At 74.9% G+C, this 23,112-nt stretch carries 21 protein-coding genes; 11 read left to right on the top strand and 10 right to left on the bottom strand.

From position 1 onward, the window contains the following. Positions 1–29: 29 nt before the first annotated feature. From HT134_RS10780 to HT134_RS10760, 5 genes are all read right to left on the bottom strand, one after another. Positions 30–368 (bottom strand): hypothetical protein, encoded by a 339-nt coding sequence (locus tag HT134_RS10780; RefSeq protein WP_175599971.1) that lies wholly within the window; start codon positions 366–368, stop codon positions 30–32. A 131-nt stretch (positions 369–499) separates the two neighbouring features. Then, a complete protein-coding gene (locus HT134_RS10775) occupies positions 500–1,216 on the bottom strand; it encodes an AfsR/SARP family transcriptional regulator (RefSeq protein ID WP_175599970.1) in 717 nt (238 codons plus the stop codon). A gap of 108 nt (positions 1,217–1,324) precedes the next feature. After that, positions 1,325–1,975 carry an ArsR/SmtB family transcription factor gene (locus tag HT134_RS10770; RefSeq protein ID WP_175599969.1) on the bottom strand — a complete coding sequence of 217 codons (651 nt, stop codon included), beginning with the start codon at positions 1,973–1,975 and terminating at the stop codon, positions 1,325–1,327. Continuing rightward, positions 1,975–2,490 carry a cupin domain-containing protein gene (locus HT134_RS10765; protein WP_175599968.1) on the bottom strand — a complete coding sequence of 172 codons (516 nt, stop codon included), beginning with the start codon at positions 2,488–2,490 and terminating at the stop codon, positions 1,975–1,977. The genes HT134_RS10770 and HT134_RS10765 overlap by 1 nt, the downstream gene beginning before the upstream one ends. Positions 2,491–2,544: 54 nt before the next feature. Then, complete coding sequence (locus tag HT134_RS10760) at positions 2,545–3,633, bottom strand: alcohol dehydrogenase catalytic domain-containing protein (protein ID WP_175599967.1); 1,089 nt, start codon at positions 3,631–3,633, stop codon at positions 2,545–2,547. Positions 3,634–3,795: 162 nt separating this feature from the next. Here HT134_RS10760 and HT134_RS10755 point away from each other — a divergent pair, with 162 nt between their 5' ends. Genes HT134_RS10755 through HT134_RS10745 form a run of 3 tightly spaced genes read left to right on the top strand, consistent with a single transcriptional unit; the run spans position 3,796 to position 8,575 of the window. Then, positions 3,796–5,067 (top strand): ABC transporter substrate-binding protein, encoded by a 1,272-nt coding sequence (locus HT134_RS10755; RefSeq protein WP_175599966.1) that lies wholly within the window; start codon positions 3,796–3,798, stop codon positions 5,065–5,067. Next, positions 5,064–7,835, top strand: a complete 2,772-nt coding sequence (locus HT134_RS10750; protein ID WP_175599965.1) for an ABC transporter permease subunit — start codon at positions 5,064–5,066, stop codon at positions 7,833–7,835. Before HT134_RS10755 ends, HT134_RS10750 begins: the two co-directional genes overlap by 4 nt. After that, a complete protein-coding gene (locus HT134_RS10745) occupies positions 7,835–8,575 on the top strand; it encodes an ABC transporter ATP-binding protein (protein WP_175599964.1) in 741 nt (246 codons plus the stop codon). The genes HT134_RS10750 and HT134_RS10745 overlap by 1 nt, the downstream gene beginning before the upstream one ends. A 95-nt stretch (positions 8,576–8,670) precedes the next feature. Here the strand turns inward: HT134_RS10745 and HT134_RS10740 are convergent, their stop codons facing one another. Then, complete coding sequence (locus HT134_RS10740) at positions 8,671–9,534, bottom strand: LysR family transcriptional regulator (protein WP_175599963.1); 864 nt, start codon at positions 9,532–9,534, stop codon at positions 8,671–8,673. Between the two features lie 71 nt (positions 9,535–9,605). Between HT134_RS10740 and HT134_RS10735 the strand changes: the two genes are divergently transcribed. Then, a complete protein-coding gene (locus tag HT134_RS10735; RefSeq protein WP_175599962.1) occupies positions 9,606–10,262 on the top strand; it encodes a type 1 glutamine amidotransferase domain-containing protein in 657 nt (218 codons plus the stop codon). Positions 10,263–10,308: 46 nt separating this feature from the next. Then, entirely contained in the window at positions 10,309–11,280 is a 972-nt protein-coding gene (locus tag HT134_RS10730; protein WP_175599961.1) for an alpha/beta hydrolase, read from the top strand. 7 nt (positions 11,281–11,287) lie between these two features. Here the strand turns inward: HT134_RS10730 and HT134_RS10725 are convergent, their stop codons facing one another. After that, positions 11,288–11,908 (bottom strand): TetR/AcrR family transcriptional regulator, encoded by a 621-nt coding sequence (locus tag HT134_RS10725; protein WP_175599960.1) that lies wholly within the window; start codon positions 11,906–11,908, stop codon positions 11,288–11,290. Positions 11,909–12,025: 117 nt separating this feature from the next. On the opposite strand from HT134_RS10725, the gene HT134_RS10720 reads away from it, so the two are divergent. The 5 genes from HT134_RS10720 to HT134_RS10700 all read left to right on the top strand — a co-directional run bounded on the left by HT134_RS10720 (position 12,026) and on the right by HT134_RS10700 (position 16,050). After that, a complete protein-coding gene (locus tag HT134_RS10720; protein WP_217707272.1) occupies positions 12,026–12,466 on the top strand; it encodes a hypothetical protein in 441 nt (146 codons plus the stop codon). After that, positions 12,463–12,987, top strand: a complete 525-nt coding sequence (locus HT134_RS10715; protein WP_217707271.1) for a nitroreductase/quinone reductase family protein — start codon at positions 12,463–12,465, stop codon at positions 12,985–12,987. Before HT134_RS10720 ends, HT134_RS10715 begins: the two co-directional genes overlap by 4 nt. 69 nt (positions 12,988–13,056) lie before the next feature. Continuing rightward, positions 13,057–14,157, top strand: a complete 1,101-nt coding sequence (locus HT134_RS10710; RefSeq protein WP_175599959.1) for an acyl-CoA dehydrogenase family protein — start codon at positions 13,057–13,059, stop codon at positions 14,155–14,157. Between the two features lie 34 nt (positions 14,158–14,191). Next, a complete protein-coding gene (locus HT134_RS10705; protein WP_217707270.1) occupies positions 14,192–15,226 on the top strand; it encodes an acyl-CoA dehydrogenase family protein in 1,035 nt (344 codons plus the stop codon). Continuing rightward, positions 15,223–16,050 (top strand): TIGR03619 family F420-dependent LLM class oxidoreductase, encoded by an 828-nt coding sequence (locus tag HT134_RS10700; protein ID WP_175599958.1) that lies wholly within the window; start codon positions 15,223–15,225, stop codon positions 16,048–16,050. Before HT134_RS10705 ends, HT134_RS10700 begins: the two co-directional genes overlap by 4 nt. Before the next feature lie 248 nt (positions 16,051–16,298). Here HT134_RS10700 and HT134_RS10695 read toward each other — a convergent pair whose 3' ends face one another. After that, on the bottom strand, positions 16,299–18,992 hold the full coding sequence (locus HT134_RS10695; RefSeq protein WP_175599957.1) for a CHAP domain-containing protein: 2,694 nt from the start codon (positions 18,990–18,992) through the stop codon (positions 16,299–16,301). A 308-nt stretch (positions 18,993–19,300) separates the two neighbouring features. On the opposite strand from HT134_RS10695, the gene HT134_RS10690 reads away from it, so the two are divergent. Continuing rightward, a complete protein-coding gene (locus tag HT134_RS10690; RefSeq protein WP_175599956.1) occupies positions 19,301–19,924 on the top strand; it encodes a PaaI family thioesterase in 624 nt (207 codons plus the stop codon). Positions 19,925–19,950: 26 nt separating this feature from the next. Here the strand turns inward: HT134_RS10690 and HT134_RS10685 are convergent, their stop codons facing one another. Together HT134_RS10685 and HT134_RS10680 are read right to left on the bottom strand one after the other, a co-directional pair. Continuing rightward, positions 19,951–20,700 (bottom strand): glucose 1-dehydrogenase, encoded by a 750-nt coding sequence (locus HT134_RS10685; protein WP_175599955.1) that lies wholly within the window; start codon positions 20,698–20,700, stop codon positions 19,951–19,953. A 51-nt stretch (positions 20,701–20,751) separates the two neighbouring features. Then, entirely contained in the window at positions 20,752–23,112 is a 2,361-nt protein-coding gene (locus HT134_RS10680) for an acetate--CoA ligase family protein (RefSeq protein WP_175599954.1), read from the bottom strand.

The raw sequence follows: 23,112 nt of genomic DNA, 5'->3' as shown, positions 1-23,112 counted from the left end.
CACCGGGGAAGGTGTCCAGAGGTCGCGGGTTACGGCTTCTTCGGCGGCGTGCAGCTGTGGAAGCCGCTCATGTAACCGTTGCGGTAGCCCATGCTGAACGGGTCCGAGCCGGTGAAGTTCAGGTCGAACGGGGTGCCGGCCTTGCAGTCGAACCGGCCGTCGCTGAAGCCCTTGTTGTAGCCCTTGTTGTAGCGCTTCTTGCCGGGCTTGACGGCCACGGTGTGCACGGTGGCGCTCGCCTGGGCGACCGCTGCCGGCGCCTTGGCGGTGCCCGCGGAGGCGGACGCGGGAGAGGCCGCGGCCGGACCGAACGCGAGCGCGCCGAGGAGTGCCGGACCGGCCAGCATCATCACTCGCCTGGTACGCATTCCTGTCTCCTTGATCCCGCCGGCCCGCGGTGACGACCACCTGCGGGTAGTCCGGCGCTCACCAGAAAGCATGGCGGGGTTCCAGTCACCGCCCCGTGATGCCGGCGTGACGGCGGCATCACCGGCGTCGTCTAGCGCTCCTCCGGCGGGCGCAGGCCGGCGACCAGGCCGCGCAGCCGGGGCGTGGGCGACAGGCTGAGCTCCTCGCGCAGGCCGCGCACGTAGAGCCGGTACTGGCGCAGCGCCTCGGCCTGGTTGCCCTCGGCCAGGTGGGCCTCCACCAGGGCCGCGCAGGCGCTCTCCCGCAGCGGCTCGGCGTGCAGGGCCACGCTCGCCGCGGCCACCGCGTCGGCGAACCTGCCCGCCCGGACGAAACGGGCCGACAGCGCCTCCAGGGCGTGCAGGCGCTGCTGGTGCCACTGCTCGGCCTCGCCGAGGACCCAGTCGTCGTACCAGCCGGGCAGCAGGCCGTGCGACAGCACCTCGATGGCGCGGCGGTCGAGGTCGGGGCAGGCGGCGGCCGGGTCGAGGATCCGCTCGGCCAGGGCGCGGGCCTCGTGCAGGTCGACGTGCGTGTCGGGGGCCAGGCTCACCTCGGTGGCGCCGACGCGCAGCATCCGGCGTCCGGAGGCGTCCAGGCGGGCCAGCGCCGAGCGCAGGCTCGCGTACGCGCGGTGCTCCGGCGCGTCGGGCCACAGCGTGGCCGCCGCCAGGTGGCGTGAGACGGCCCGGCAGCCCAGCGCGATGAAGGCGAGCAGGCGTTCGGAGCCGTTGGAGACGTTGATCTGGTCGTCGCCGGCCAGAAGCCGGAAACCGCCGAGGAGTGCGAGACGGAGACTGCTGCCCATGGCCTTCGGTCCCTTCACTGTCCCGGATCGGAAACCCTTGGTCAACGCTCGGTGCCCGTGTGATTCACGCCCGTACTGTCCCGATATATACCCCTTTGTGGCGGTTTGTCAGCCGGGGGTGGTGGACCGCCCCGAGCGGCGCCAGCCGGTGATGCCTCCCTCCAGCGACAGCGCCCGGAAACCGTTGCGCCGCAGCACCCGCACCGCCTCGGGCGACACGACGCAGTACGGCCCGCCGCAGTAGGCGACGATCTCCGCCTCGCGTGGCAGCTCCTCCAGGCGGTCGCGCAGCTCGGCCAGCGGCAGCGACACCGCGCCCGGCAGGTGGGCCGTGGCGAAGGCCGTCGCCGAGCGCACGTCCACGACGATCGTGCCCGGGTCCTCCAGCCGGGCGGCCAGCTCGGCGGCCGTCACGCCCTCGGGTGAGCCCAGGTGGTGGGCCACCGCCTCGCGCAGGTCGGCCAGCCGTCCGTGCGCGAACGCCTGCATCTCCCCGAGGAAGCGCGACACCCCCTCGTCGGCCAGCCGGTAGAAGACCTTGGTGCCCTCCTTCCGGCTGGTGACCAGGTGGGCGGCACGGAGCTGCTGGAGCTGCGCCGAGGTGTTCTTCAGCGCGATGCCCGCCTCCTCGGCCAGCTCCTCCACCGTGCACTCCTGCTGGTCGAGCACGTCGAGCAGGCGCAGCCGCACCGGGTTGGACAGCACCTTGCCGATGCGGGCGAGCTGCTCGTAGATCGGCTCTTCGGGGAAAGCGGCCATCAGACCATGTACTGGTCGTGGCGGAGGAAGAGCTCGGTCCACTCCTCCTCGGTGAGCTCCCGGCCGGTCGTGGCGATCTCGGCCAGCTCCTCGAAGTACCCCTCGCGGGGGGCGCCGGGGGTGAACAGGATGAGCATGGTCGCCGGGGCGCCCGACTCGTTGCGGAAGCCGTGGATGCCGCCCTCGGGGACGAACAGGAAGTCGCCCGGGTTGCCGTCGATCCACCGGTCGCCGTTGAACAGGCGCACCGAGCCGTCGAGGACGTAGAAGGACTCGGTGATGGTGCGGTGGAAGTGCGCGCCGGCGCCGCCGGGACGCGGGCCCATCTCCCAGCGGTAGAGCCCGAACGCGCCGTTGGTGGTGGCGCCGGTGCCCAGGTGGTGGACGTGGGTGCGGCGCTGCGCCGGGTCGTCGGTGTGGGGGCCCATCACCAGGTCGGCGGGCGTTCCGGCGGGGCGGAACCGGGCGCTGACCTCGCCCTTCTCGGCGAGGTAACGGGGCTCGGGGTACGACATGACCATCTCCTCTGCTTTTCTAAGGATCGTTAGAATAACAGAGAAGTCGGGCGGTCAGAAGACGATGACCGTACGGGCGACCGTGCCCTGGCGGACGTGGGCGACCGCGTCGTTGATCTGGTCCAGCGGCAGCCGCTCCGTGATGAGCCCGCCCAGGTCCAGGCGGCCCCGCTGGTACTGCGCCGCGAGCATGGGCAGGTCGCGGTGCGGCGCCGCGTCGCCGCCCTGGGTGCCCATGAGGCGACGGGAGGAGAACAGCAGCGACGGGTCCACCTCCACCGGCCGGCCCGCCGGCGGGCTGCCGACCATGACGGTGGCTCCGCCCGGGGCCGTGGCGGCGAACGCCTGGGCGAGCACGCCCGGCACCCCCGTCACGTCGAAGGCGTGGTCCACGCCGCCCCGCACCACCTCGCCGACCTGCGCGGGCAGGTCCCCGGGGATGAGCGTGTGCGTGGCGCCGAAGCGCTCGGCGAGCTTGAGCTTGGCCTCCGCCACGTCGGCGGCGATGATCGTGGTCGCGCCGGCGAGCACCGCGCCCTGGATGACGTTGAGGCCGACGCCGCCGCAGCCCACGACGAGGACGCTGGAGCCCGGGGCCACCCGCGCCACGTTGAGCACGGCGCCGACCCCCGTCACGACGCCGCAGGCCAGCAGGGACATCACGTCGAACGGCGCCTCCGTGGCGATCCGCACGCACATGGGCTCGTTGACCACCGTGTACTCGGCGAACGAGCCGATGCCGATGAAGCGGCGGGTCTGCGCGCCGTCCAGCGTGACGCGCGGCTCGCCGCCCATGACGGCCCGCATGCGGGCCGGGCCGGAGCACAGGTGGAAGCGGCCGGCGCCGCAGTGGCGGCACCTTCCGCAGGGGCCGTTCATCGAGATGATGACGTGGTCGCCGGGCCGGACCGTGGTCACGCCCGGCCCGACGCTCTCGACGACGCCGGCGCTCTCGTGGCCGAGGATGTACGGCAGCCGCGCGACGACCGGGCTCTTGCCGTCGATGGCCTTGAGGTCGGAGCCGCAGACCCCCGACGCCTTGATCTGGACCCGCACCTCGCCGGGGCCGGGGTCGGCGATCTCCACCTCGCGGATCTCCATCGGCTGGTCGAAGGCGGTCAGCACGGCGGCGCGCATGAGCATGCGCTCACGCTAGCCCGGCCGCGCGATGTGAGCAAGCGATTGCTCGGCAAGATCTCGTCGTCCGTTGACACCCTCCGGGGCCGAATTTACGCTGGCCGAAACCAAGCGAGCGCTAGGCCAAGACGGGGGCGTGGCGCACGCCGTACCCAAGAGGTGAAGGCGATGGTGCGACGACATCACGAGGTGCGGCGGAGCACGGCGGGCCTGGCGGGCGCGCTGGCCGTGACGCTGCTGCTGACCGGCTGCGCCGCCGAGCGCAGGACACCCGCCACGACCGGCGGCGCCGCGCCCGGCGTCACCGCGACCACCGTCAAGGTCGGCGGCGTGCTCACCAAGACCAGCGCCAGCGGCTACTCCACCAAGGACGCCGAGATCGGCGCCAGGGCCCGCTTCGGACGGGCCAACGCCGAGGGCGGCGTCCACGGGCGCACGATCGAGTTCGTCGGCGCCGAGGACGACGGCCAGGACGCGGCCAAGGGCGACGCGGCGGCCCGCAAGCTCGTGCAGAAGGACCAGGTGTTCGCGCTGGTGCCCGTGCACGCGCCCAACTTCGGCGGGGCGGCGTTCCTGGAGCAGCAGGGCGTGCCGTGGTTCGGCTGGGCCACCGGCCCGCAGTGGTGCGGGACGAGGACCGGCTTCGGCTACAACGGCTGCCTGGCGCCCCGCAAGGGGGCCGGCTCGCAGACCTGGTGGGGCAGGCAGATGGCCGACCTGCTCGGGGGCGCGCGGGGCAAGAGCGTCTACGTCCAGACCACCGACTCCAGCGGCAGCAAGTACGGCGGGACGACGATCTCCCAGTCGTTCGCCGCGGCCGGGTTCGAATTGGCCGGCGTCAACTCCGGCCTGCCCGCCGCCGCGCCGCCCCCCGACTGGCTCCCGTACGTCAACAAGATCATGACCTCGGACGGCGGCGAGCCGCCCGACGTCGTCGTGTCGGTCATCGCCGGCACCAAGTTCAACGTCGGCCTCTACGCCGCACTCAAGCGCGCCGGCTACCGGGGCGTGCTCACCGACGCCACCAGCTACGACGCCGCCGTCCTCAAGGACCCGGCCAGCGCGCAGGCGCTGGAGGGCGTCGTCGCCGCGCCGATGTTCGAGCCGTTCGAGTCGACCGCCCCCGAGATCGCCGCGTTCAAGGCCGACGTCCAGAAGGTCGCGCCCGGCGCCACGCTCACCCAGCACATGGCGATCGGCTACTGGGCCGCCGACATCTTCCTCGACCTGCTCGCCAAGACGGGCAAGGACCTCACCCGCGAGAGGTTCCTGGCCACCGCCAACAGCGGCTACTCCTACGAGAACGCCGGATTCGGCCGCATCCGCTTCCCGCAGGACCACACCGAGCCGAACGGCTGCGGCGCCCTGGTCAAGCTGGAGGGCGGCGCGTTCACGGTGGCCAAGAGCCTGAAGTGCTTCGACAACGTGCCGCTGAAATGATCACCGGATACCTCCTCAGCGGGCTCGTCACCGGCGCCGTCTTCGCCGTGATGGGGGCGGGGCTCACCCTGTCGTACGCGGCCACCGGCGTGTTCAACTTCGCCCACGGCGCCGTCGGCTTCATGGCGGCGCTGCTGTTCTACCAGTGCGACCGGGCCGGGCTGCCCCCGTGGCTGTCGGCGCTGCTCGCGGTCGGCCTCTTCGCGCCCGCGCTCGGCTACGTGCTGCACCGCGCCATGTTCCGCGGCCTGGCCCGGGCCGGGGAGACGGCGCAGATCGTCGCCACCATCGGATTGACGATCGCGCTGCCCGCCCTCGGCCTGCTCGCCGTGGACCTGCTCGGCCTGCCGCCCGCCGACGCCACCGCCCTGCCGCGCGGCGTCGGCCCCCACCCGGCCGTCGCCCTCGACGTGCTCGGCGTCCGTCTCGACACCGACCAGCTCATCACGTTCGCGCTCTCCGCGCTCACCGCCGCCGGCCTGTGGGCGTTCCTCCGGCACACCCCGTACGGGCTGCGCATGCGCGCCTCCGTGGACCGGCGGCGCCTGGCCACGCTGCGCGGCGTGGACGTGGACGCCACCTCCGCCCTGGCCTGGATGCTCGGCTCCGGCCTGGCCGGGCTCGCCGGGGTGCTGGCCGTGCCGGTGATCGGGCTCGACGCCACCGCGTACACGGTGCTGCTGTTCGCCTCGGCCACGGCGGCGGTGTTCGGGCGGCTGCGGTCGGTGCCGTGGACGTTCGCCGCCGGGCTCGGGCTGGGCGTCGTGCAGAACCTGGTCGCCGGGTACACCGACTTCCTGGAGCAGGTCACCGGGCTGCGGACCGCCGTGCCGGTGATCCTGCTGTTCGCGGGGCTGGTGCTGCTGAACCGCTCCCGCGAGCGGGTGGCGGGCAGCACGGCCGAGGACGCGCCGCCGCCCGACCACCTGGCCGGGGTGCCGCCGTGGCGGCGCCGCCTGCCGTGGGCGCTGGCCCTGGCCGCGCTGCTCGCCTTCACCGCCGTGGGCCCGGAGTACTACGTGGGCGTCGCGGCCAACGGGCTGGTGCTGGCGCTGATCTTCTGCTCGTTCGTGGTGGTCACCGGGATCGGCGGCATGGTCAACCTGGCCCAGGCGTCGTTCGCCGCGATGGCGGCGCTGACCTGCGGGTGGGCGTACGCGTCGGGGCTGCCGTTCTTCGCCGCGATCCTGCTCGGGGTGCTCGCCGCGTGCGCGGTGGGCCTGCTGGTCGCGCTGCCCGCGCTGCGGCTCGGCGGACGGGTGCTGACGCTCGCCACGCTGGCCCTCGCGCTGCTCGCCGACCAGGTGCTGTTCCAGGTGGACGCGTTCAGCAACGGCACGATCGGCTGGCCGCTGCCCGCGCTGTCCCTCGGGTTCGCCGACACCTCCGACCCGCGGGTGCGGGTGGTGCTGCTGCTCGCGCTCGTCGGGCTGGCCGGGCTGCTGGTGCGCAACCTCGAACGCTCGGCCTCCGGGCGGGCGATCCTCGCGGTCCGCTCCTCGCCGGCCGCCGCCGCCACCTCGGGGCTGTCCGCGCCCCGCGCCAAGATCCTGCTGTTCGTGCTGGCGTCGGGGATCGCCGGGCTGGGCGGCGTGCTGTTCGCCGTCTCCAAGGAGTCGATCACGGCGACCGACCTGCCGGCCTTCTCCGGGTTCGTCTGGCTGGCCGTGGTGGTGCTCCAGGGGGTGCGCCGGGTCGGCGGCGCGGTGCTCGGCGGGCTGGTCGCCGCGGCCATGCCCGAGCTGCTGGCCGCGTGGGGTCTGTCGGCGCACGTGGGGGCCATCCTGTTCGGGGCGGGCGGGATGGTCCTGGCCCGGCATCCGGACGGGGTGCTGGCGCAGTTCGCCGAGTCCCGCCACCGGCGCCGGACGCGCCGCCGGACGCGCGACCAGGAGACGGAGCCCGCGGCGGCGCCCCCGCCGCGTGACGCCGCGGACCGGCCGTCCCCCTCCGCGTCCCCCACCCTCGACCGCGGACAGCCGTCCTCCCACCTCGACCGCGGGCGGTCGTCCTCCGCCCTCGACCGCGGGCGGTCGTCCTCCGCCCTCGACCGCGGGCGGCCGTCCCCCGTCCTCGACCGCGGGGAGCCCGTCCTGTTCCGGCTGGAGGACGTGATGGCGGGCTACGCCGACTGCACGGTGCTGCGCGGCGTCGAGCTGTCCGTACGGCCCGGCGAGGTGGTCGCGCTGCTCGGCGCGAACGGCGCCGGCAAGTCCACCGCCTGCGCCGTCGCCGCCGGCGACCTGCCCGTGGCCGCCGGCCGGGTGCTGCTCGACGGCCAGGACGTCACGGCGTGGCCCGCGCACCGCAGGGCCAGGGCCGGGGTGCTGCTGGCGCCCGAGGGCCGGGGCGTCTTCCCCGGGCTCACCGTGGAGGAGAACCTGCGCACCTGGCTCGACGACCCCGCCCCCGCGTACGAGCGGATGCCGCAGCTCGCCGCTCGCCGCGCCGTGCTCGCCGGGGAGCTGTCCGGCGGCGAGCAGCAGCTCCTCACCCTGGCCCCCGCGCTCGTCAGGCCGCCCCGCGTGCTCATCGCCGACGAGCCGTCGCTGGGGCTGGCCCCGCTCGTGGTCCGGCAGGTGTTCGAGGTGTTCGCCGAGCTGCGCGAGCGCGGGGTGGCCCTGCTGCTGGTCGAGGAGAAGGCCACCGAGGCGCTGGCCGTGGCCGACCGCGTGGCGTTCATGCGGCTCGGCCGGATCACCTGGGCCGGCCCGCGCTCCGAGGTGGACGCCGACCGCCTGACCGCCGCCTACCTGGGGGTGTCGTGATGCTGCGGGTGAGCGACGTGTCCGTGTCCTTCGGCGGCGTCAAGGCCCTGGACGGGGTGTCGTTCGAGGTGCCCCGGGGGCAGGTGTGCGGGGTGATCGGGCCGAACGGCGCGGGCAAGACGACGCTGTTCGACGTGGTGTCGGGGCTGCGCCGGCCGGGCGCGGGACGGGTGAGCGTGGCCGGGGAGGACCTGACCCGCGCGTCCGCGGTCCGGCGCGCCCGGCGCGGGCTGCGGCGCACGTTCCAGCGCACCCAGGTGTTCGGGCGGCTCACGGTGGCCGGCAACGTGCTAGCGGCCCTCGACTGGCACGGCGGCGGAGGCGGCCTGGCCGCCGACCTGGTGGGCGGGCCCGCGCGCCGGCGGCTGGAGCGTGAGCGGCTGGCGCGCGTGGCGGAGGTGCTGGAGATGTGCGGGCTGACCGCGCTGCGCGACGCGTACGCGGCGGCGCTGCCGGTGGGGCAGCGGCGGCTGGTGGAGCTGGCCCGCGCCCTGGCCGACCGGCCGAGGCTGCTGCTGCTCGACGAGCCCACCTCCGGGCTCGACGCCGAGCAGACCGCCCGGCTGCGCGCGGTCGTCGCGGCGCTGGACACCACGGTGCTGCTCGTCGAGCACGACATGGGTTTCGTGATGGACGCCTGCGACCGGCTGGTGGTGCTCGACCTCGGCCGGGTCATCGCCACGGGGCCGCCTGAGGAGGTCCGGCAGGACCCGGTGGTGCGGGCCGCGTACCTGGGCTGACCGCGAGCGGCGTGATCAGCGAGCGGCGTGATCAGCGAGCGGCGTGATCAGCGAGCGGCGTGATCAGCGAGCGGCGTGATCAGCGAGCGGCGTGATCAGAAGGAGGGGACGGCGCGGATCGCCGCGAGCAGGTGGGCGTGGACGCGGGCGACCGGCTCGGCGGACAGGCCGCCCGAGCGGACCGCGAGGTAGCCGGTGTTGATCGGCGGCACCTCCGGCTCGGCCAGCGCCACCAGCGCCCCGGACGCCAGGTGCGCGCGGCACAGGTACGAGGGCAGCACCGAGCACCCCATCCCGGCCAGCACCGCGTTCAGGACGCCCCGCAGGTCGGGGATCACCATCCGGGCGTCGGCCGACGGGCGGCGGCCGAAGACCGTGCGCCAGTAGCGCCGCACGATCGGCAGGTCCTCCGCGTAGGCGATCAGCGGCAGCTCGTCCGGCCACCGCCCCGCCGCGGCCGCGGCGGCGACCAGCACGAACTCCTCGTCGTACACCGGCTCGGCCTGGATGCCGCGGTGGCGCGGCCGGATCGTGGAGACCACCAGGTCGAGCCGCCCGGCGGCGAGGTCGGCGAGCAGGTCGTCGGACAGCCCGAACGTGAGGCGCACGCGCAGCCCGTCGCGCACCAGCGGCGCCAGCATCGGCACCACCTGCTCCGACAGGAACTCCGCCGGCCCGCCCAGGTGCACCGCGCGCCCGACCGGCAGCCGCGCGCCGACGACGGCGTCCAGCGTGTCCAGGGACGCGGCCACCCGGCGGGCCAGCTCGTCCGCGGCGGCCGTGGGCGTCACCCCGCGCGGCATGCGGTCGAACAGCGGCCGTTCCAGGGCCGCCTCCAGGGACTTGACCTGGGCGGTGACGGCGGGCTGCGACAGGCGCAGCGTCTGCGCCGCCGCCGTGATCGACCCCGTGCGGTAGACCGCGAGGAAGGTCCTGAGCAGATCCAGTGATACCGACATATCAGTATTCTGATGGCTGGACGGGCTGTGCGCTATTGGTGACTGATGGCGGCGCGCGGCATCCTGGGGACATGACCAAGCGCATTCTCATCGCACTGACCAGCCATGACGACCTCGGCGGCGTGCGCCGGACCGGCTACTACGTGTCCGAGGCGGCCCACCCGTGGGAGGTGTTCCGCGCGGCCGGGTTCCAGGTGGACGTGGCCAGCGTGCGCGGCGGCGAGCCGCCCCAGGACGGCCACGACCCGTCCGACGAGGTGCAGAACGCCTTCCTCGCCACGGAGGCGGCCCATGACACCGCCAGGCTGGCCGACGTGGACGGCTCCGCCTACGACGCCGTCTTCTACGCCGGCGGCCACGGCACCATGTGGGACTTCCCGCCGGACCCCGACGTCGCCCGCGTCGGGAGGGAGGTCTACGAGCGCGGCGGCGTGGTGGCCGCCGTCTGCCACGGGCCGTCCGCGCTGGTGAACCTCACGCTGTCCGACGGCACGCACCTGGTGGACGGCAAGCGGGTCGCCGCGTTCACCAACAGCGAGGAGAAGGCCGCCGGCGTGGCCGAGGTCGTGCCGTTCCTGCTGGCCGACGCGCTGGTGGAGCGGGGCGCGCGGCACGAGGGGGCGCCGGACTGGCAGGCCCAGGTGGTCGTGGACGGCCGCCTCGCCACCGGCCAGAACCCGGCCAGCGCGGCCCCGCTGGCCGAGCGCGTCGTCGAACTCCTCGCGTAGGCGCCGGCGAGGGTACGGGGCCCCGTACCGAGGAAAGACATGGGGCATGACGCTGCACCCCAACCTCGACCCGGAGCTGCGCGAGGCCCTGGAGCGGGCGCCGCTGCACACGCTGGAGGCGGCGACGCTCACGCCCGAGGTCGTCGCGGCCCGGCGGGCCGAACTGGACGCCCTGCTGGCGCTCGTGCCGCCGCCGGGGCCGGGGGTGGTGGTCGAGGACCGGCGTGTGCCCGGCCCCGAGGGCGACGTGCGCCTGCGCGTCCTCCTCCCGGCGGCCCCGCCCTCGGCCGCGGCCGGTAGGCCATGTCTGTACTGGATCCACGGCGGCGGCATGGTCTTCGGCCGGCCGGAGATGGACGACGGCCTGCTCGCCGGGTACGTGGAGCGGCTCGGCTGCGTCGCCGTCTCCGTCGACTACCGGCTCGCGCCCGAGCACCCGCACCCCGCGCCCGTCGAGGACTGCTACGCCGGGCTCGTGTGGACCGCCGCGAACGCCGCCGGGCTCGGCGCCGACCCGTCCCGGCTGGCCGTCGCCGGGATGAGCGCGGGCGGCGGCCTGGCCGCGGCCACGGCCCTGCTGGCCCGCGACCGGGGCGGCCCGGCCGTGGCGTTCCAGCTCCTGGCCGGCCCGATGCTCGACGACCGCGGCGTCACCCCGTCCAGCCGCCGCCTCGCCGACGCCCCGCTGTGGGACGGCGCGGCCAACGCCTTCGGCTGGCGGGCCCTGCTCGGCGACCGGGCGGGCGGCGCGGACGTCTCCCCGTACGCGGCGCCGGCCCGGGCCGCGGACCTGGCCGGGCTGCCTCCGGCGTTCGTGGACGTGACGGAGCTGGAGATCTTCCGGGACGAGGCGCTCGACTACGCCCGGCGGCTCGCCGAGGCGGGGGTCTCGACGGAGTTCCACCTGTATCCGGGCGGCTTCCACGGGTTCGACGTGCTGCTGCCGGACACCGAGCTGGGCCGGGCCGTCTCCGCGACCCGGCTGGCCGCGCTGCGGCGCGCCTTCCGGCCCCGATGAGGGACCGTCACGCGGGACCGCCGTGGCCGGAGGCCCGCAGGACGCCGCGCAGGGGACGCAGGCCCTCCTCGACGTAGCCGGCGATGGGGCGGCTGCCGCCGTCGAGGTACCACTGCTCCAGCGCGGCGAAGTAGCCGAAGACGAGGGCGTTCGTGACCACGCGGGCCTGTGTCCCGGTCAGTTCGCCGGCCGCCGCGAGCAGCGGCGCGATCCGCCGGCTCGCCCGGTCGAGATTGGCGAGGACGGCCACGCGGACGGACGGCTCGGCGAAGAAATAGCGCACCCTGCGCCACGGGCTCCTCGCGGCCTGAGGGCCTGTGGACGCGTCCGCGGAGCCGGTGGCGGCCTCCGGCGCGGCCTCGTAGGCGCGCACGGCGCGCAACAGGCTGCCGACGGGATCGCCGGGGTCCAGGAGGTCCGCCGGGTTCATCCGGTCGAACTCGTCGGCCACCACGATGCCTTCCTTGGTGCCGAAGTAGCGGTACACCGACGACGGCGACACCTCGGCCGCGGCCGCGATCTCCTCGATCGTGACCGCGGCGAACCCTCTCTCGTCGAACAGGTCGAGGGCGCATTCCTGGATGGCGCGCATGGCCTTGTCCCGCCGGCGCTCGCGAAGCCCGCTCATGCGGTCACCGTACCAGGACTCAGCATGTCACTGTCAGAAGACATTGACTGTCTCGAAGCTCGAAGCTTAGAGTCACTTTCAGAAGATAGTGACTTTCTGAATGAGGGGCTTCGCGCCATGACCGAGCTGAGGCAGCGACCGCGCAACCGGACACCGGTGGCGATGATGTACGTCGGGGCGGGACTCACCGTGGTCGCCGCCGTCTACCCGCTGATCGACCGGAGCGTCCTGGCCGACCACATCAAGGCGGGCTATCCGGCCTACGGGTCCGGCGCGATCGACTCCGCCGTCACCGCGTACCTGGCGATCCTGTCCACGATCGGGGTGCTGGGACTGCTCGGCTGGCTCGGCACGGCGTGGGCGGCCCGGGCCGGCAAGCGCTGGGCCCGCCCGCTGGCGGCCGGGCTGCTCGCGATCGCGGTCTGCGTCGCCGTCGCCGGCCTGACCGTCCGGGACACCTCGGGCGATGTCGGCCTCGCGCCCCTGCCGGGCTGGCTGCAGGTCCTTCCCTGCGTCGCCGGTCTCGCCGCGGTCGTGCTGTGGAGGAGGACGGAATGACCGCAGGGGCGCGCGCCGTCGTACGCGGGTTCGCGGCGCTCAAGCGCGCGATGTACCGGCGCGGGCGGCCGAACGCGTTCATGCGGCTCGTGAACCGGCTCGACGTCATGTTGTACGGGGCCCGGCGGCTGTCACCGCGCCAGTGCGCGGTGCTGAAGGTGGCGGGGCGCCGCAGCGGCACCGTCACGGCGGTCCCGGTCGCGGTCGCGGCCCACCGCGGCGGCGAGTTCCTCGTGTCGATGCTCGGGCCGGACGCGAACTGGGTGCGCAACGTCCGGGCCGCAGGGGGTGAGGCGGTGCTGCGCCGTCAGGGGCGCGAGACCCGGATCGTGCTGGAGGAGGTCCCGCCCGGGCGGCGCGCGGAGATCCTGCGCCGCTACCTGGCCGTCGCGCCTGCCGCCCGGCCCCACCTGGGACTGCGGCCGACGGACCCCTTGCCGGAGTTCCACCGCATCGCGCCGCGCCATCCCGTCTTCCGCATCCGTGAGGCCGGCGTCGCGGAGCAGCGCGCCGGAGTGTGAGCGGCGTCCCTCCCCGGCCGCGAGCCGCGGCGCCTGGTCAGCTAACCAAGCGTGCGCTAGGTTGGTCTCGTGGATCTCGACTTCACCAGGGCCGAACGGGACTTCCGCGCCGAGGTCCGCGACTGGCTGGCCCGGCACGTACCCGAGCGGCCGCCGTCGATGGACACCCCCGAGGGCTTCGAGGCGCACCGCGCCTGGGAGGCGCTGCTGGCCTCCGCCCGCCTGTCCGCCGTCTCCTGGCCCGAGGAGTACGGCGGGCGCGGCGCGTCGCTGGTCGAATGGCTGATCTTCGAGGAGGAGTACTGGGCCGCCGGCGCTCCCGGCAGGGTCAGCCAGAACGGGATCTTCCTGCTCGCCCCGACCCTGATGGCGTTCGGCACCGAGGAGCAGCGGCGCGCCTGGCTGCCCGGCATGGCCCGCGCCGACCAGGTCTGGGCGCAGGCGTGGTCCGAGCCCGAGGCGGGCAGCGACCTGGCCGCGCTCACCTCCCGCGCCGAGCGGGCCGACGGCGGCTGGCGGCTGTACGGGCAGAAGACGTGGAGCTCCCGGGCCGCGTACGCCTCGCACGGGTTCGGCCTGTTCCGCACCTCCGGGGCGCGCCACAAGGGGCTGACCTACGTCATGTTCCCGCTGGAGGACGTCGCCGTGCGGCCCGTCGCCCAGCTCGACGGGCTGCCCGGGTTCGCGGAGCTGTTCTTCGACGGCGTGTACGTGCCCGACACGATGGTGATCGGCGAACCCGGCGACGGGTGGCGCATCGCCATGGCCGCCACCTCCTCCGAACGCGGCCTCACCCTGCGCAGCCCCGGCCGCTTCCTGGCCACCGCCGACCGGCTCGTCGCCCTGGCCCGCGACGCCGACCCGGCGCTCGCCGACCGGGCCGCCCGGTGCTGGATCGACGCCGAGGCGTACCGGCTGCACACCTTCCACACCGCCCGCCGCATCACGGCCGGGGAGGAGATCGGGCCCGCGTCCAGCATGGGCAAGGTCTTCTGGTCGGAGCTGGACCTGCGGATGCACGGCCTGGCCATGGAACTGCTGGGCGAGCGGGCGGGGACGACGCCGTGGCTCGACGGGTTCCTGTTCGCCCTGGCGGGGCCGATCTACGCGGGCACCAACGAGATCCAGCGCACGATCATCGCCGAGCGCGTCCTGGGGCTGCCCCGGTGACGCCCACCCCTCGTGTGCGTACCGAGTCCTGTCCGTGCCGAGCCGGGAGGCCCCCTCGATGGACTTCGCCTTCACCCCGGACCAGCTCGCGCTGGCCGAGACCGTACGAGACGTCCTGACCGAGCACTGCCCGGCCTCGGCGTTGCGCAGCGAGCGGCTGCCCGCGTGGGACCGGCTCGCCGCCGTGGGCTTCTTCGGGCTGCTCGTGCCCCCCGAGGCCGACGGGCTGGGACTCTGCCTGGTGGACGCCCTGCCCGCCCTGGAGGAGACCGGCCGGGCCTGCCTGCCGGGGCCGGTCGTGGAGACGGCCGTCGTCGCGCCGTACCTGCTGCCGGGGGTGCCCAAGCTGGCCTCCGGGGCCGTGCGGGTGAGCGTGGTGCCGCCGGGCGGCGCCGGCGCGCCGGACGCGGACCTGGCCGACCTCATCGTGGTCGCCGCGCCGAGCACGAGGGGACGTGACGGCGGTGCGGTGGTGGTGGGACGCGAGGCGGCGCGGCTGCGGCCCCTGCCGGGACCGGACCCGTGCCGGCGTCTGTCCGAGGTGACGTACACGGAGTCCACGCCGCTGGACCGGCCGCTCGCCCCGGCGCTGCGCGCGGCCACCGTGGCGACCGCCGCCCAGCTCATCGGGGTGGCGCGGAGGCTGCTGGAGGTCTCCGTGGCCTACGCGCGGAGCAGGAGGCAGTTCGGCGCGCCGATCGGGTCGTTCCAGGCGGTCAAGCACCGGCTGGCCGACGTGGCGGTCGCCGTCGCCTTCGCCGCGCCGCTGGTCCACCGGGCCGCACTGGCCGTGGAGGCGGCCGTACCCGATGCGGGTCTGGAGGTGAGGGCCGTGCCTGATGTGGGTCGGGACGTGAGCGCCGCCAAGGCGGCGGCCGGCGAGGCCGCCGACCTCGCCGCCCGCGCCGCGCTCCAGACGCACGGCGCGATCGGCTACACCGAGGAACTCGACCTGAGGTTCTGGCTGGCCCGCGCGTGGTCGCTGTCGGCCGCGTACGGCGGCGCGGCCGAGCACCGGGCCAGGATCCGCGAGGCCCTCGCCGGCGGCGACCTGCGGCGGTACCCGTGAAGTACGGCGTGCCCCTGGGCCTCATCCACCCGGCCGCGTGGAAGGACGTCGCGGTGGCGGCCGACCGGCTCGGGTTCGAGTCGGTGTGGCTGCCCGAGCATCTGGTGTTCACCACCGACCTGTCGTCGGCGGTCTACCCGGGCACCTCGGACCCGGGCATCAAGCCGTCCACGCCCCTGTTCGACGCCCCGGCGTACCTGTGCTGGCTGGCCGCGCACACCACCCGCGTCCGGCTGGGCACCGCCGTGCACCTGCTCGCGTTGCGGCACCCGTTCGTGTCGGCGCGCGCCTTCGCCACGCTCGACGTGGTGTCGTCCGGCCGGGCGATCTGCGGGGTGGGCGCCGGGTGGTACCGGGGCGAATGGGACGCGGCCGGGGTGCCGTTCGCGGACCGGGGCGCCCGGCTGGACGAGGTCATCGAGGTGACCCGGCGGCTCTGGGACGAGCCCGTGGTGGCGCACTCCGGGAGGTTCTACTCGTTCCCGGAGGTGGCGTTCGAGCCGAAGCCCGTCCAGCACCGGCTGCCGATCCTGTGCGGCGGCGAGTCGCCCGCCGCGCTGCGCCGGGCCGCGCGGCTGTGCGACGGCTGGATCAGCATGCCGCACACGCTGGAGTCGATCCGGCCCCAGCTCGACCGCCTCGCGGCGCTCGGGGGGACGAGGTCGGTGACGGTCCACGCGTACGAGCTGGGGTCGCCGGACGAGGTGCCGTCCTGGGCGGCGCTCGGGGTGAACCGGCTCATCGTCCGTCCGTGGAAGCGGAGCAGGGACGCGGTGTCGGCTCTGGAGTCCTTCGCGGCCCGGTACGGCGTCACGCGCGCGTAGGACAGGGCATCGCGCGACTGACCGCGTTCTAGTCCGTCAGGACCGAGACGCCCGAGTTCCAGGCCCGCACGCCCGAGAGCTTGGTGTACAGGGCGGAGCAGTCGGTGCCCCCGGTGATGAGGCCCTGCGCGATCACCGTGCCGTCGCCGGCGTGGCGGGGCGGCCGGTCTCCACGCCGAATCGGCGGGGACGCGTTGGCGTCGCGAGGAGCCGGGGTCCCCGTGGCTTCCTCGTCGACGCCGTGGGCGTCAGGCGCGGTGGCGGCCCCTCCGGCGGCGGCCGTCCCGGGCGGGGGAGTCGGTGACCGCGGCGGCCGGGGAACGGTCCGAGACTCCCAGGACGGGGGTCGAGGGCGTGGGCTGACCCGTCGTCGCGCTCGCGGCGCCCGCGAAGACCCGGCTCTCCGTCGACGCCTCACGGAGGGGCGGCGCCGAGAGCGGCGGCGTGGCGGGCAAGCGGTGGCGGCGGCCCCGGAGCGGTCCATCCTGGGCGAACTGGTCGGACCAGCGGGGCTCCAGCTGGCGCACGTCCCACCGGCCACCCGCCCGGTGGGCGTCGCCGCGATGGGCGTCGGACCCGTGGGTGGTGGAGCGACGGGAGTCGCCGGGGTGCGCGTCCGCGTGAGGGGCGGCGGGCGTGTGGGAGTCGCTCCGGTGCGAGTCCGGGTGGTGGGGCGGAGTGTGGGAGTCGCTCCGGTACCAGTCCGCGTGGTGGGGCGGCGTGTGGGAGTCGCCGTGGCGGGACACGGGCTGCGGGTGGGCCCAGTAGGGGTCGATCCGGCGGGCGTCCATGTGGTGCGGCTGCTCGGCGCGGTGCTGCGCCGCCCCGCGGTGACGGCGGCCGCGAGGGGCGGCGTCGGGCGAGAACGCGGCCGGCTCCTCGACGGGGTGCCCGCTGCGCCGCCTCCGCCCCCGGTAGCCGCCGCTGGAGCGCGCCGAGCGGTCCCGGAGGCCGTCCTCGGTGCGGGCGTGGCCGCCGTGGCCGCCGTGGAGGCCGTCCGCGGCCGCCGCTCGTCCGTGAGAGGCGCCGCGAGGGCCGTCCAGGAGGGCGTACGGGGCGGGGGAGGGCTCGCCGGGGCCCACGGGCTCGCCGAGGCCCACGGGACGGGACGTACGGCCGAAGGCGTCCCACGGGTCCTGCTCGCGCGGCAGGCCCTGGGCGTCGCGCACGAGGGTCTGAGCGTCACGGAGCAGGTCGGCGACGTCCGGCATGGCGACCGGCATGGCGACCGGGCGGGCGCCGAACGCGTCGAACCGGCTCGTCGCCTCCGGGATCGCGAACGTGCCGGGCGGCAGCGACAGACGCGCGGCGATCGTCTCCAGAGGCGGCCCCCACTGCGCCGCGGCCGTCTCCAGCGGCACGAACCTGGGGTGGGCCGCCGGGTCCGGCGAGGTCTCGGCCGGGACGATGCGGCGGGCGCCGAGCGCCTCCAGCGGCGTTCCCTGGTGGATGGCCGTGGGCTCCAGCGGAGCCGCGGACGCGTCCTCCGAGAGGGAGGCGAGGATGTCGGGGTGCAGGGGCATGGGGCCCGTGGCGGCCGGGTCGACCGGGAAGAAGTCCGCGGAGGACGCGGCCCCGGCGCCGTACCCGGAAGCGGAGCGCGACGCGGAGGGGGAACCGCCGAGTGCCGCCGCGCGCGACGCGCTGACCGGCTCCACCGTCTCCAGCAGGGCGTCGGCGGCCCGGTGAGCGGAACGCCCCGCCCCGGCGGCAGAGGAGGCGCCGCCCGCGAGAGCCGCCGCGCCGCGGGCCGTGGTGATCGCGACCAGTGTCGCGCCGGCCGTGGCCGTGGCGCCGGCCGCCGGCGCCGCTCCGGCCGTGGCGCGGGCCGCGGCGGTGGTCCGGGTCGTCAGCGTGGCGTCCGCCGTCGTACGGCGCACCATCGTGGCCATGACCGGGGCGCTCCCGGCGGCCGGGGCGGCGGCCGGGCGGCGGGGACGGCGGTGGCGGCGGCGGCCGGGCGCGGCCGGCGCGGCGGCGGCCGGAGCGGGCCGGGCGCGCATGTGCCGGGTCTTGGCCACCGCGAGCAGCGCGAGGGCGGCCACCAGCGCGGAGCCCACCAGCGTCGGCGAATCCAGCACCGGGGACGGGTGCGAGGCGGAGGCGTCCACGAGCGGCGTCAGCGGCTCTCTGGTGACTGCCTTGGTGTCGGCCGTGGCGGGCTTGGCGTGCTTGCCCTTCTTGGCGGCCTTGTCGGCGTTCGTGGCGGCCGAGCTGGTGGCCTGCGGCAGCGCCTGAGGCTGGGTCTGGGGCTGGGCCTGCGGCTGGGCCGGCTGGCGCTGAGGCGTGGGGTCGGCGGCCTGCTGGGCGCCGTTGGTGGGCTTCGCGCTCGGCTGGGCGCGGGCGGCCAGCGGCGGCTGGACGATGGTGACCTCGGAGTACGGGATCAGCGCCCCGAGCGTGCTGTCGGTCTGCTGGAGGAGCCCGGTGTCGGTGTTCGCCGGAGGCAGGACGGGATCCACCTGGTTCTGGCGGGCCTCGCGGTCGAGACGCTCCTTGATCCGCCACGGGTAGCCGTAGCCGACCACCTTGCTCGTGTCGCGTTCCTTGCGCTTGAGGACGCCGCCGTCGATGTTGCCCTCGATCGTGTGGATCGTGTGGCCCTCGACCCGGGTCACGATGCCCACGTGGTCGATCCGGTCGAGGTCGTGGGAGCCGCTCCAGTCGAAGAAGACGAAGGCTCCGGGCTCGGGCTTGCGTCCCCAGGCGTCGTGCTTGCGGAACCACTTGGCGTGACTGACGGTCCAGGCGAACTGGCCCATCCACTCCTCGTAGCCGAGCTTGTGCGCGGCCCACGAGAGCATCATGTCGCACCACGGCGCGGAGGTGTAGTCGGCGTCGAACTCGACGTTCTTGCCGTACCAGTCGCCGAACTTGGTGTACGCACCGCCCCGCTCCGAGTAGCCGAGCTGGCTCTCGAGCAGGTCGATGAACTTCCGCATCTCTGGCGTCATGTAGTGCAGAGAAACCTTCCGGGCAAGACCGGATTCATCCGCGCAACCTGGGGTACACGGGGTACCCGGGACACGTGTGACAGATCCGGAGGCCTGTAGTTTTCGTGACGATCGAGGCTACCGTGACGAATAGCCAGGTAAAGCACCCGTCAAGCGCGTGTCGCGCTGATGGCGGAGGTGAAGGTGCAGGTCAAGAGCTTGCCAGATTTGTCCAAAGAACGTGCCGTTTATAGGCAAAAGATCTAGGTCTAGCGCCGAAGATCCTGATTTGCTAGAACATGTTCTAAGATGCGGCCATGACGATCGACGTCGCCGCCCAGGACGCCCGCCTCGAAGCCCTCTGCGCCCTCGCCCAGGAGACCAGGGACTTCATGGACGCCGTCGCCCTCACCGAGGTGGGCGGGAGCGAGATCGCCGCCGTCGCCGCCGAACTGGCCGCCCTGACCGCGCGCCTGCGCGCGGCCGCGCGGGAGACGCCGCAGCCGCTGGAGATCGGCGCGGACGGCACCGTGCGGCATCTCGGCAACGCCGTCACGGGCGCCGCCAACCCGCACGCGCTGCCCCTCGTGGTCGAGCGCGACCCCGAGCGCGGCGTCCGGGCCGACATCGCCTTCCGGCCCCTGCACGAGGGGCCGCCCTCCGCCGTCCACGGCGGGATCAGCGCGATGGTCCTCGACCACCTGCTCGGCCAGGCGGTCGCCGCCGCCGGGGTGGCCGGGCTCACCGGCACGCTCACCGTCCGCTACCGGGCGACCGTCCCGTACGGCCGGCCGCTCGTCGCCACGGCCGAGCACACCCGGTCGGAGGGCCGCAAGTCGTGGGCCGACGGACGCATCGCCCTGCCGGACGGCACCGTGCTGGTGGAGGCGACCGGCCTGTTCATCACCCCGGCCGAGTGGGTCGGCCTCAAGGTCACCTGAGCGAGGAAGCCGGCCGCCCCGCGTTCTCAGTAACCGGCGCCGGTGGTGAGGCCGCCGTCCACCGTGAACTCGCTGCCCGTGCAGTAGCTCGACCGGTCCGAGGCCAGGAACGCCACCACGTGCGAGACCTCCACCGGCTTGGCGAACCGTTTGATCACCATGGCGCGCACGAACGCCTCGGCGTCGACCTCGCCCATCATGTCCGGGTTCATGGCCATGGACGTGTTGATGGCGCCGGGGTGCACCGAGTTGACGCGGATCTTGAAGGGGGCCAGCTCCCGCGCCGCCGACTTGGTCACCCCGCGCACCGCGAACTTCGAGGCCGCGTACGCCGACAGCCCCTCGGCGCCGACGAAGCCCTCGATCGAGGAGATGTTGACGATCGAGCCGCGCCCGGCCGCCTTCATGGGCTCGATGACCGACTTGACGCCGAGCCACGTGCCCTTGAGGTTCACCTCGATCACGCGGTCGAACTCCTCCGGCTCCATATCGGCGATACGCCGAAATTTCAGGATCCCGGCGTTGTTGACCAGGACGTTCAGGCGGCCGTGCAGCGACACGGCGGTCTCCACGGCCCGCGCCCACTCCGCCCGGTCGGTCACGTCGTGGTGCACGAAGGTCGCGCCCGTCTCCTCCGCGAGCGCCTTGCCCTCCTCGTCCAGCACGTCGCCGAAGACCACCTCGGCGCCCTCCTCGCGGAACAGCCGCACGTGCGCCTCGCCCATGCCCCGCGCGCCGCCCGTGACCAGCGCCACCTTGCCGTCAAGCAGTCCCACCGCGACCTCCCGCCGCTCCCACGCCCACGCCGGCCGCTCCCGCGCCGGCCTTCACGATCCCGCCCGCCCGAATCCCCGCCCGAGCTCCGGCCCGTCACCGGCGCGCCCGTCTACGGCGGGTCCCTCAGTGGCGCGCCCGTCAACGGCGCGTCGCTCTACGGCGCGTCCGTCAACGGCGGGTCCGTCAACGGAGCGTCCGTCACCAGCGCGCCCGCGCCCTTCTGCGACAGGACGGTCCGAGGGGCGTCCGTCTCCGGCAGGCCCGTTCGAGAGGCGCCCGTTCGAGGGGTGCCCGTCCGGGGTGAGGCGGTCCAGTGTCCGGCCGGCCGCGACCGCCACCGCCGCCGCCTCCATCGACCGGTACACCGGGACGCCCGCCCGCGCGGCGATCCGCCGCACCTCGTCCTCCACCCCCGCCGGCGCGCACTCGCCGTTACGCGTGACCAGCGTGAACCTGGTCCCGGCCAGCTCCTCCTGCGCCCCGCCGAGGGCCCGGGCGTACTCCAGCAGCGGCTCGGCCGCCGTGCCGTAGGTGAAGAAGCTCTGCACGTTGACGTGCGCCACGACGTCCCGGTACGGCTGTCGCCGCAGGATCGCGGCGACGGCGTCGCGCACCAGATCGGGGCGGCTGCGCGGGCCGACGGGCACCTCCAGCGGGTTGGCCAGCGTGCTGCCCGCCCCGAGACCGAGCCCGCGCAGGTCCGGCAGGGCGCCCTCGGGCAGCGGCTCCAGCCGTACCCCGGCCTGGTCGAAGGCGTCGGCCGCGAGGACGCTCGCCCCGCCGCTCGGCCCGATCACCAGCACCCCGTCACCGGACGCGGGCCGCGCCCCGTGCGCCTGGAAGAACGACAGCACGCCGATCAGGTCGTCCTGGCTGCCGACCAGCGCGGCGCCGGTCTGCTCGGCCAGCGCCCGCCAGATCCGCCCGTCGCCGACCAGCCCGCCGGTGTGGGAGGCCGCCGCCCGGCGGCCCTGCGCGCTGCGCCCACCGACCAGCAGCGCGACGGGCAGCGTGGTCGCCGCCAGCGCCTCGTACAGGGCCCGCCCTTGGCGCGGGTCCTCCAGGTACAGGCCCACGGCCCTCGTCTCGGGGTCGTGCGACAGCCAGCGCAGCAGCTCGGCGGGCGTGACGTCGGCGGCGTTGCCCACGGTGGCGACCCGGCTGAAGGCCAGGCCGCGCCGCTCGCCGACCTTGATCACCTCGCCGGCGAGGCCGCCGCTCTGCGAGATCAGCGCCACCGTCCCGGGCGGGCCGAGCCCGCCGCCGGTGAACGTCTGGCGTCCCCGCGGGCAGTACACGCCCATGCAGTTGGGGCCGAGCAGCCGCGTGCCGGCCGCGCGCGCCGCCTCCACCAGCTCGGCCTCCAGCTGGGGGCGTCCCGCCTCGCCGAACCCTCCGCTCATGACCTGCGTGTACGCCACGCCGGTCGCCTGCCGTACGACGTCGGCGCAGCGTTCGGCGGGGACCGCGACCAGCGCGTAGTCGGCGCCCGCCTCGGCGAGCGACCGCACGGCCGGGACACCGGCGACCTCGGCGGCCTCGGGGTGAACGGCCACCACGGGCATCCCGGCGGCCCGGTAGAAGCCGAGGAACATGTTGCCGAAGTTCGGACGGGTGGTGGAGGCGCCGACCACGGCCACGGAGCGCGGCTCGAACAGCTTCCGGAAGTCACCGTCGCCGCCGCCGGTCGCGCGTTCCGGGGGGGACGCGGACGGGACGTGGCGGGCGTCCACGGCGACCACGCCCGACGGCGTGGCGATCACCGGGTTGGCCTCGAACTCGCCCAGCTCCAGCCGTTCCCACAGCCCGCCGGGCCCGCCCAGCGTCATGAGCAGCTTGACCACCGCGCCGACGTCCACCCCGGCCCGGCCCCGGTACCCGTGGAGCAGCACCGACCCGCGCAGCGAGCCGAGCATGCGGCGGGCGTCGTCCTCCGAGACCGGGCACAGGGCGAGGGCGGTGTCGCGCAGCGCCTCCGCCCACACCCCGCCCAGCCCCGCCAGCAGCACCGGCCCGAACCCGGGATCGCGCACCAGCCCCGCGATCAGCTCCACCCCGGCCTCGGCCTGCTCCTCCACGAGGAACCCGCTCGGCGTGATCCCGTGCTCGGCCAGCGCCGCGCGCATGCGCCCGGCCGCGTCCGCCACCTCGGCGCGCCGCAGCCCGAGCCGCACCGCGCCGGAGTCGGACTTGTGGAGCAGTCCGGGCCCGAACGCCTTGAGCACCAGCGGCTCGGCCAGCCCGCCGATCGCCCCGAAGTCCGGCGCGGGCCCGGTGACCACGACGCCGCGCGGCACCGGCACCCCGGCCTCCCGTAGCAGCGCCTTGGCCTCGTGCTCGAAGACGACCCCGGAGTCGTGCTCGCGCGTCGTCTCGCCCGCGGGCCCGCCCGCGTCGTCGCCGGCCGCCAT

It is taken from the genome of Nonomuraea rhodomycinica (assembly GCF_013363995.1).
In the GTDB taxonomy this organism is placed as follows: Bacteria; Actinomycetota; Actinomycetes; order Streptosporangiales; family Streptosporangiaceae; genus Nonomuraea; species Nonomuraea rhodomycinica.
The sequence above is the reverse complement of the archived record's forward strand: the minus strand, read 5'-3'. Positions and strand labels throughout refer to the sequence as shown.

Bases quoted from the DNA above. Each gene is read 5' to 3' on its own strand.
- HT134_RS10780 (WP_175599971.1), bottom strand. From the start codon at position 368: ATGCGTACCAGGCGAGTGATGATGCTGGCCGGTCCGGCACTCCTCGGC.
- HT134_RS10775 (WP_175599970.1), bottom strand. From the start codon at position 1,216: ATGGGCAGCAGTCTCCGTCTCGCACTCCTCGGCGGTTTCCGGCTTCTG.
- HT134_RS10770 (WP_175599969.1), bottom strand. From the start codon at position 1,975: ATGGCCGCTTTCCCCGAAGAGCCGATCTACGAGCAGCTCGCCCGCATC.
- HT134_RS10765 (WP_175599968.1), bottom strand. From the start codon at position 2,490: ATGTCGTACCCCGAGCCCCGTTACCTCGCCGAGAAGGGCGAGGTCAGC.
- HT134_RS10760 (WP_175599967.1), bottom strand. From the start codon at position 3,633: ATGCTCATGCGCGCCGCCGTGCTGACCGCCTTCGACCAGCCGATGGAG.
- HT134_RS10755 (WP_175599966.1), top strand. From the start codon at position 3,796: ATGGTGCGACGACATCACGAGGTGCGGCGGAGCACGGCGGGCCTGGCG.
- HT134_RS10750 (WP_175599965.1), top strand. From the start codon at position 5,064: ATGATCACCGGATACCTCCTCAGCGGGCTCGTCACCGGCGCCGTCTTC.
- HT134_RS10745 (WP_175599964.1), top strand. From the start codon at position 7,835: ATGCTGCGGGTGAGCGACGTGTCCGTGTCCTTCGGCGGCGTCAAGGCC.
- HT134_RS10740 (WP_175599963.1), bottom strand. From the start codon at position 9,534: ATGTCGGTATCACTGGATCTGCTCAGGACCTTCCTCGCGGTCTACCGC.
- HT134_RS10735 (WP_175599962.1), top strand. From the start codon at position 9,606: ATGACCAAGCGCATTCTCATCGCACTGACCAGCCATGACGACCTCGGC.
- HT134_RS10730 (WP_175599961.1), top strand. From the start codon at position 10,309: ATGACGCTGCACCCCAACCTCGACCCGGAGCTGCGCGAGGCCCTGGAG.
- HT134_RS10725 (WP_175599960.1), bottom strand. From the start codon at position 11,908: ATGAGCGGGCTTCGCGAGCGCCGGCGGGACAAGGCCATGCGCGCCATC.
- HT134_RS10720 (WP_217707272.1), top strand. From the start codon at position 12,026: ATGACCGAGCTGAGGCAGCGACCGCGCAACCGGACACCGGTGGCGATG.
- HT134_RS10715 (WP_217707271.1), top strand. From the start codon at position 12,463: ATGACCGCAGGGGCGCGCGCCGTCGTACGCGGGTTCGCGGCGCTCAAG.
- HT134_RS10695 (WP_175599957.1), bottom strand. From the start codon at position 18,992: ATGCGGAAGTTCATCGACCTGCTCGAGAGCCAGCTCGGCTACTCGGAG.
- HT134_RS10690 (WP_175599956.1), top strand. From the start codon at position 19,301: ATGACGATCGACGTCGCCGCCCAGGACGCCCGCCTCGAAGCCCTCTGC.
- HT134_RS10680 (WP_175599954.1), bottom strand. From the start codon at position 23,112: ATGGCGGCCGGCGACGACGCGGGCGGGCCCGCGGGCGAGACGACGCGC.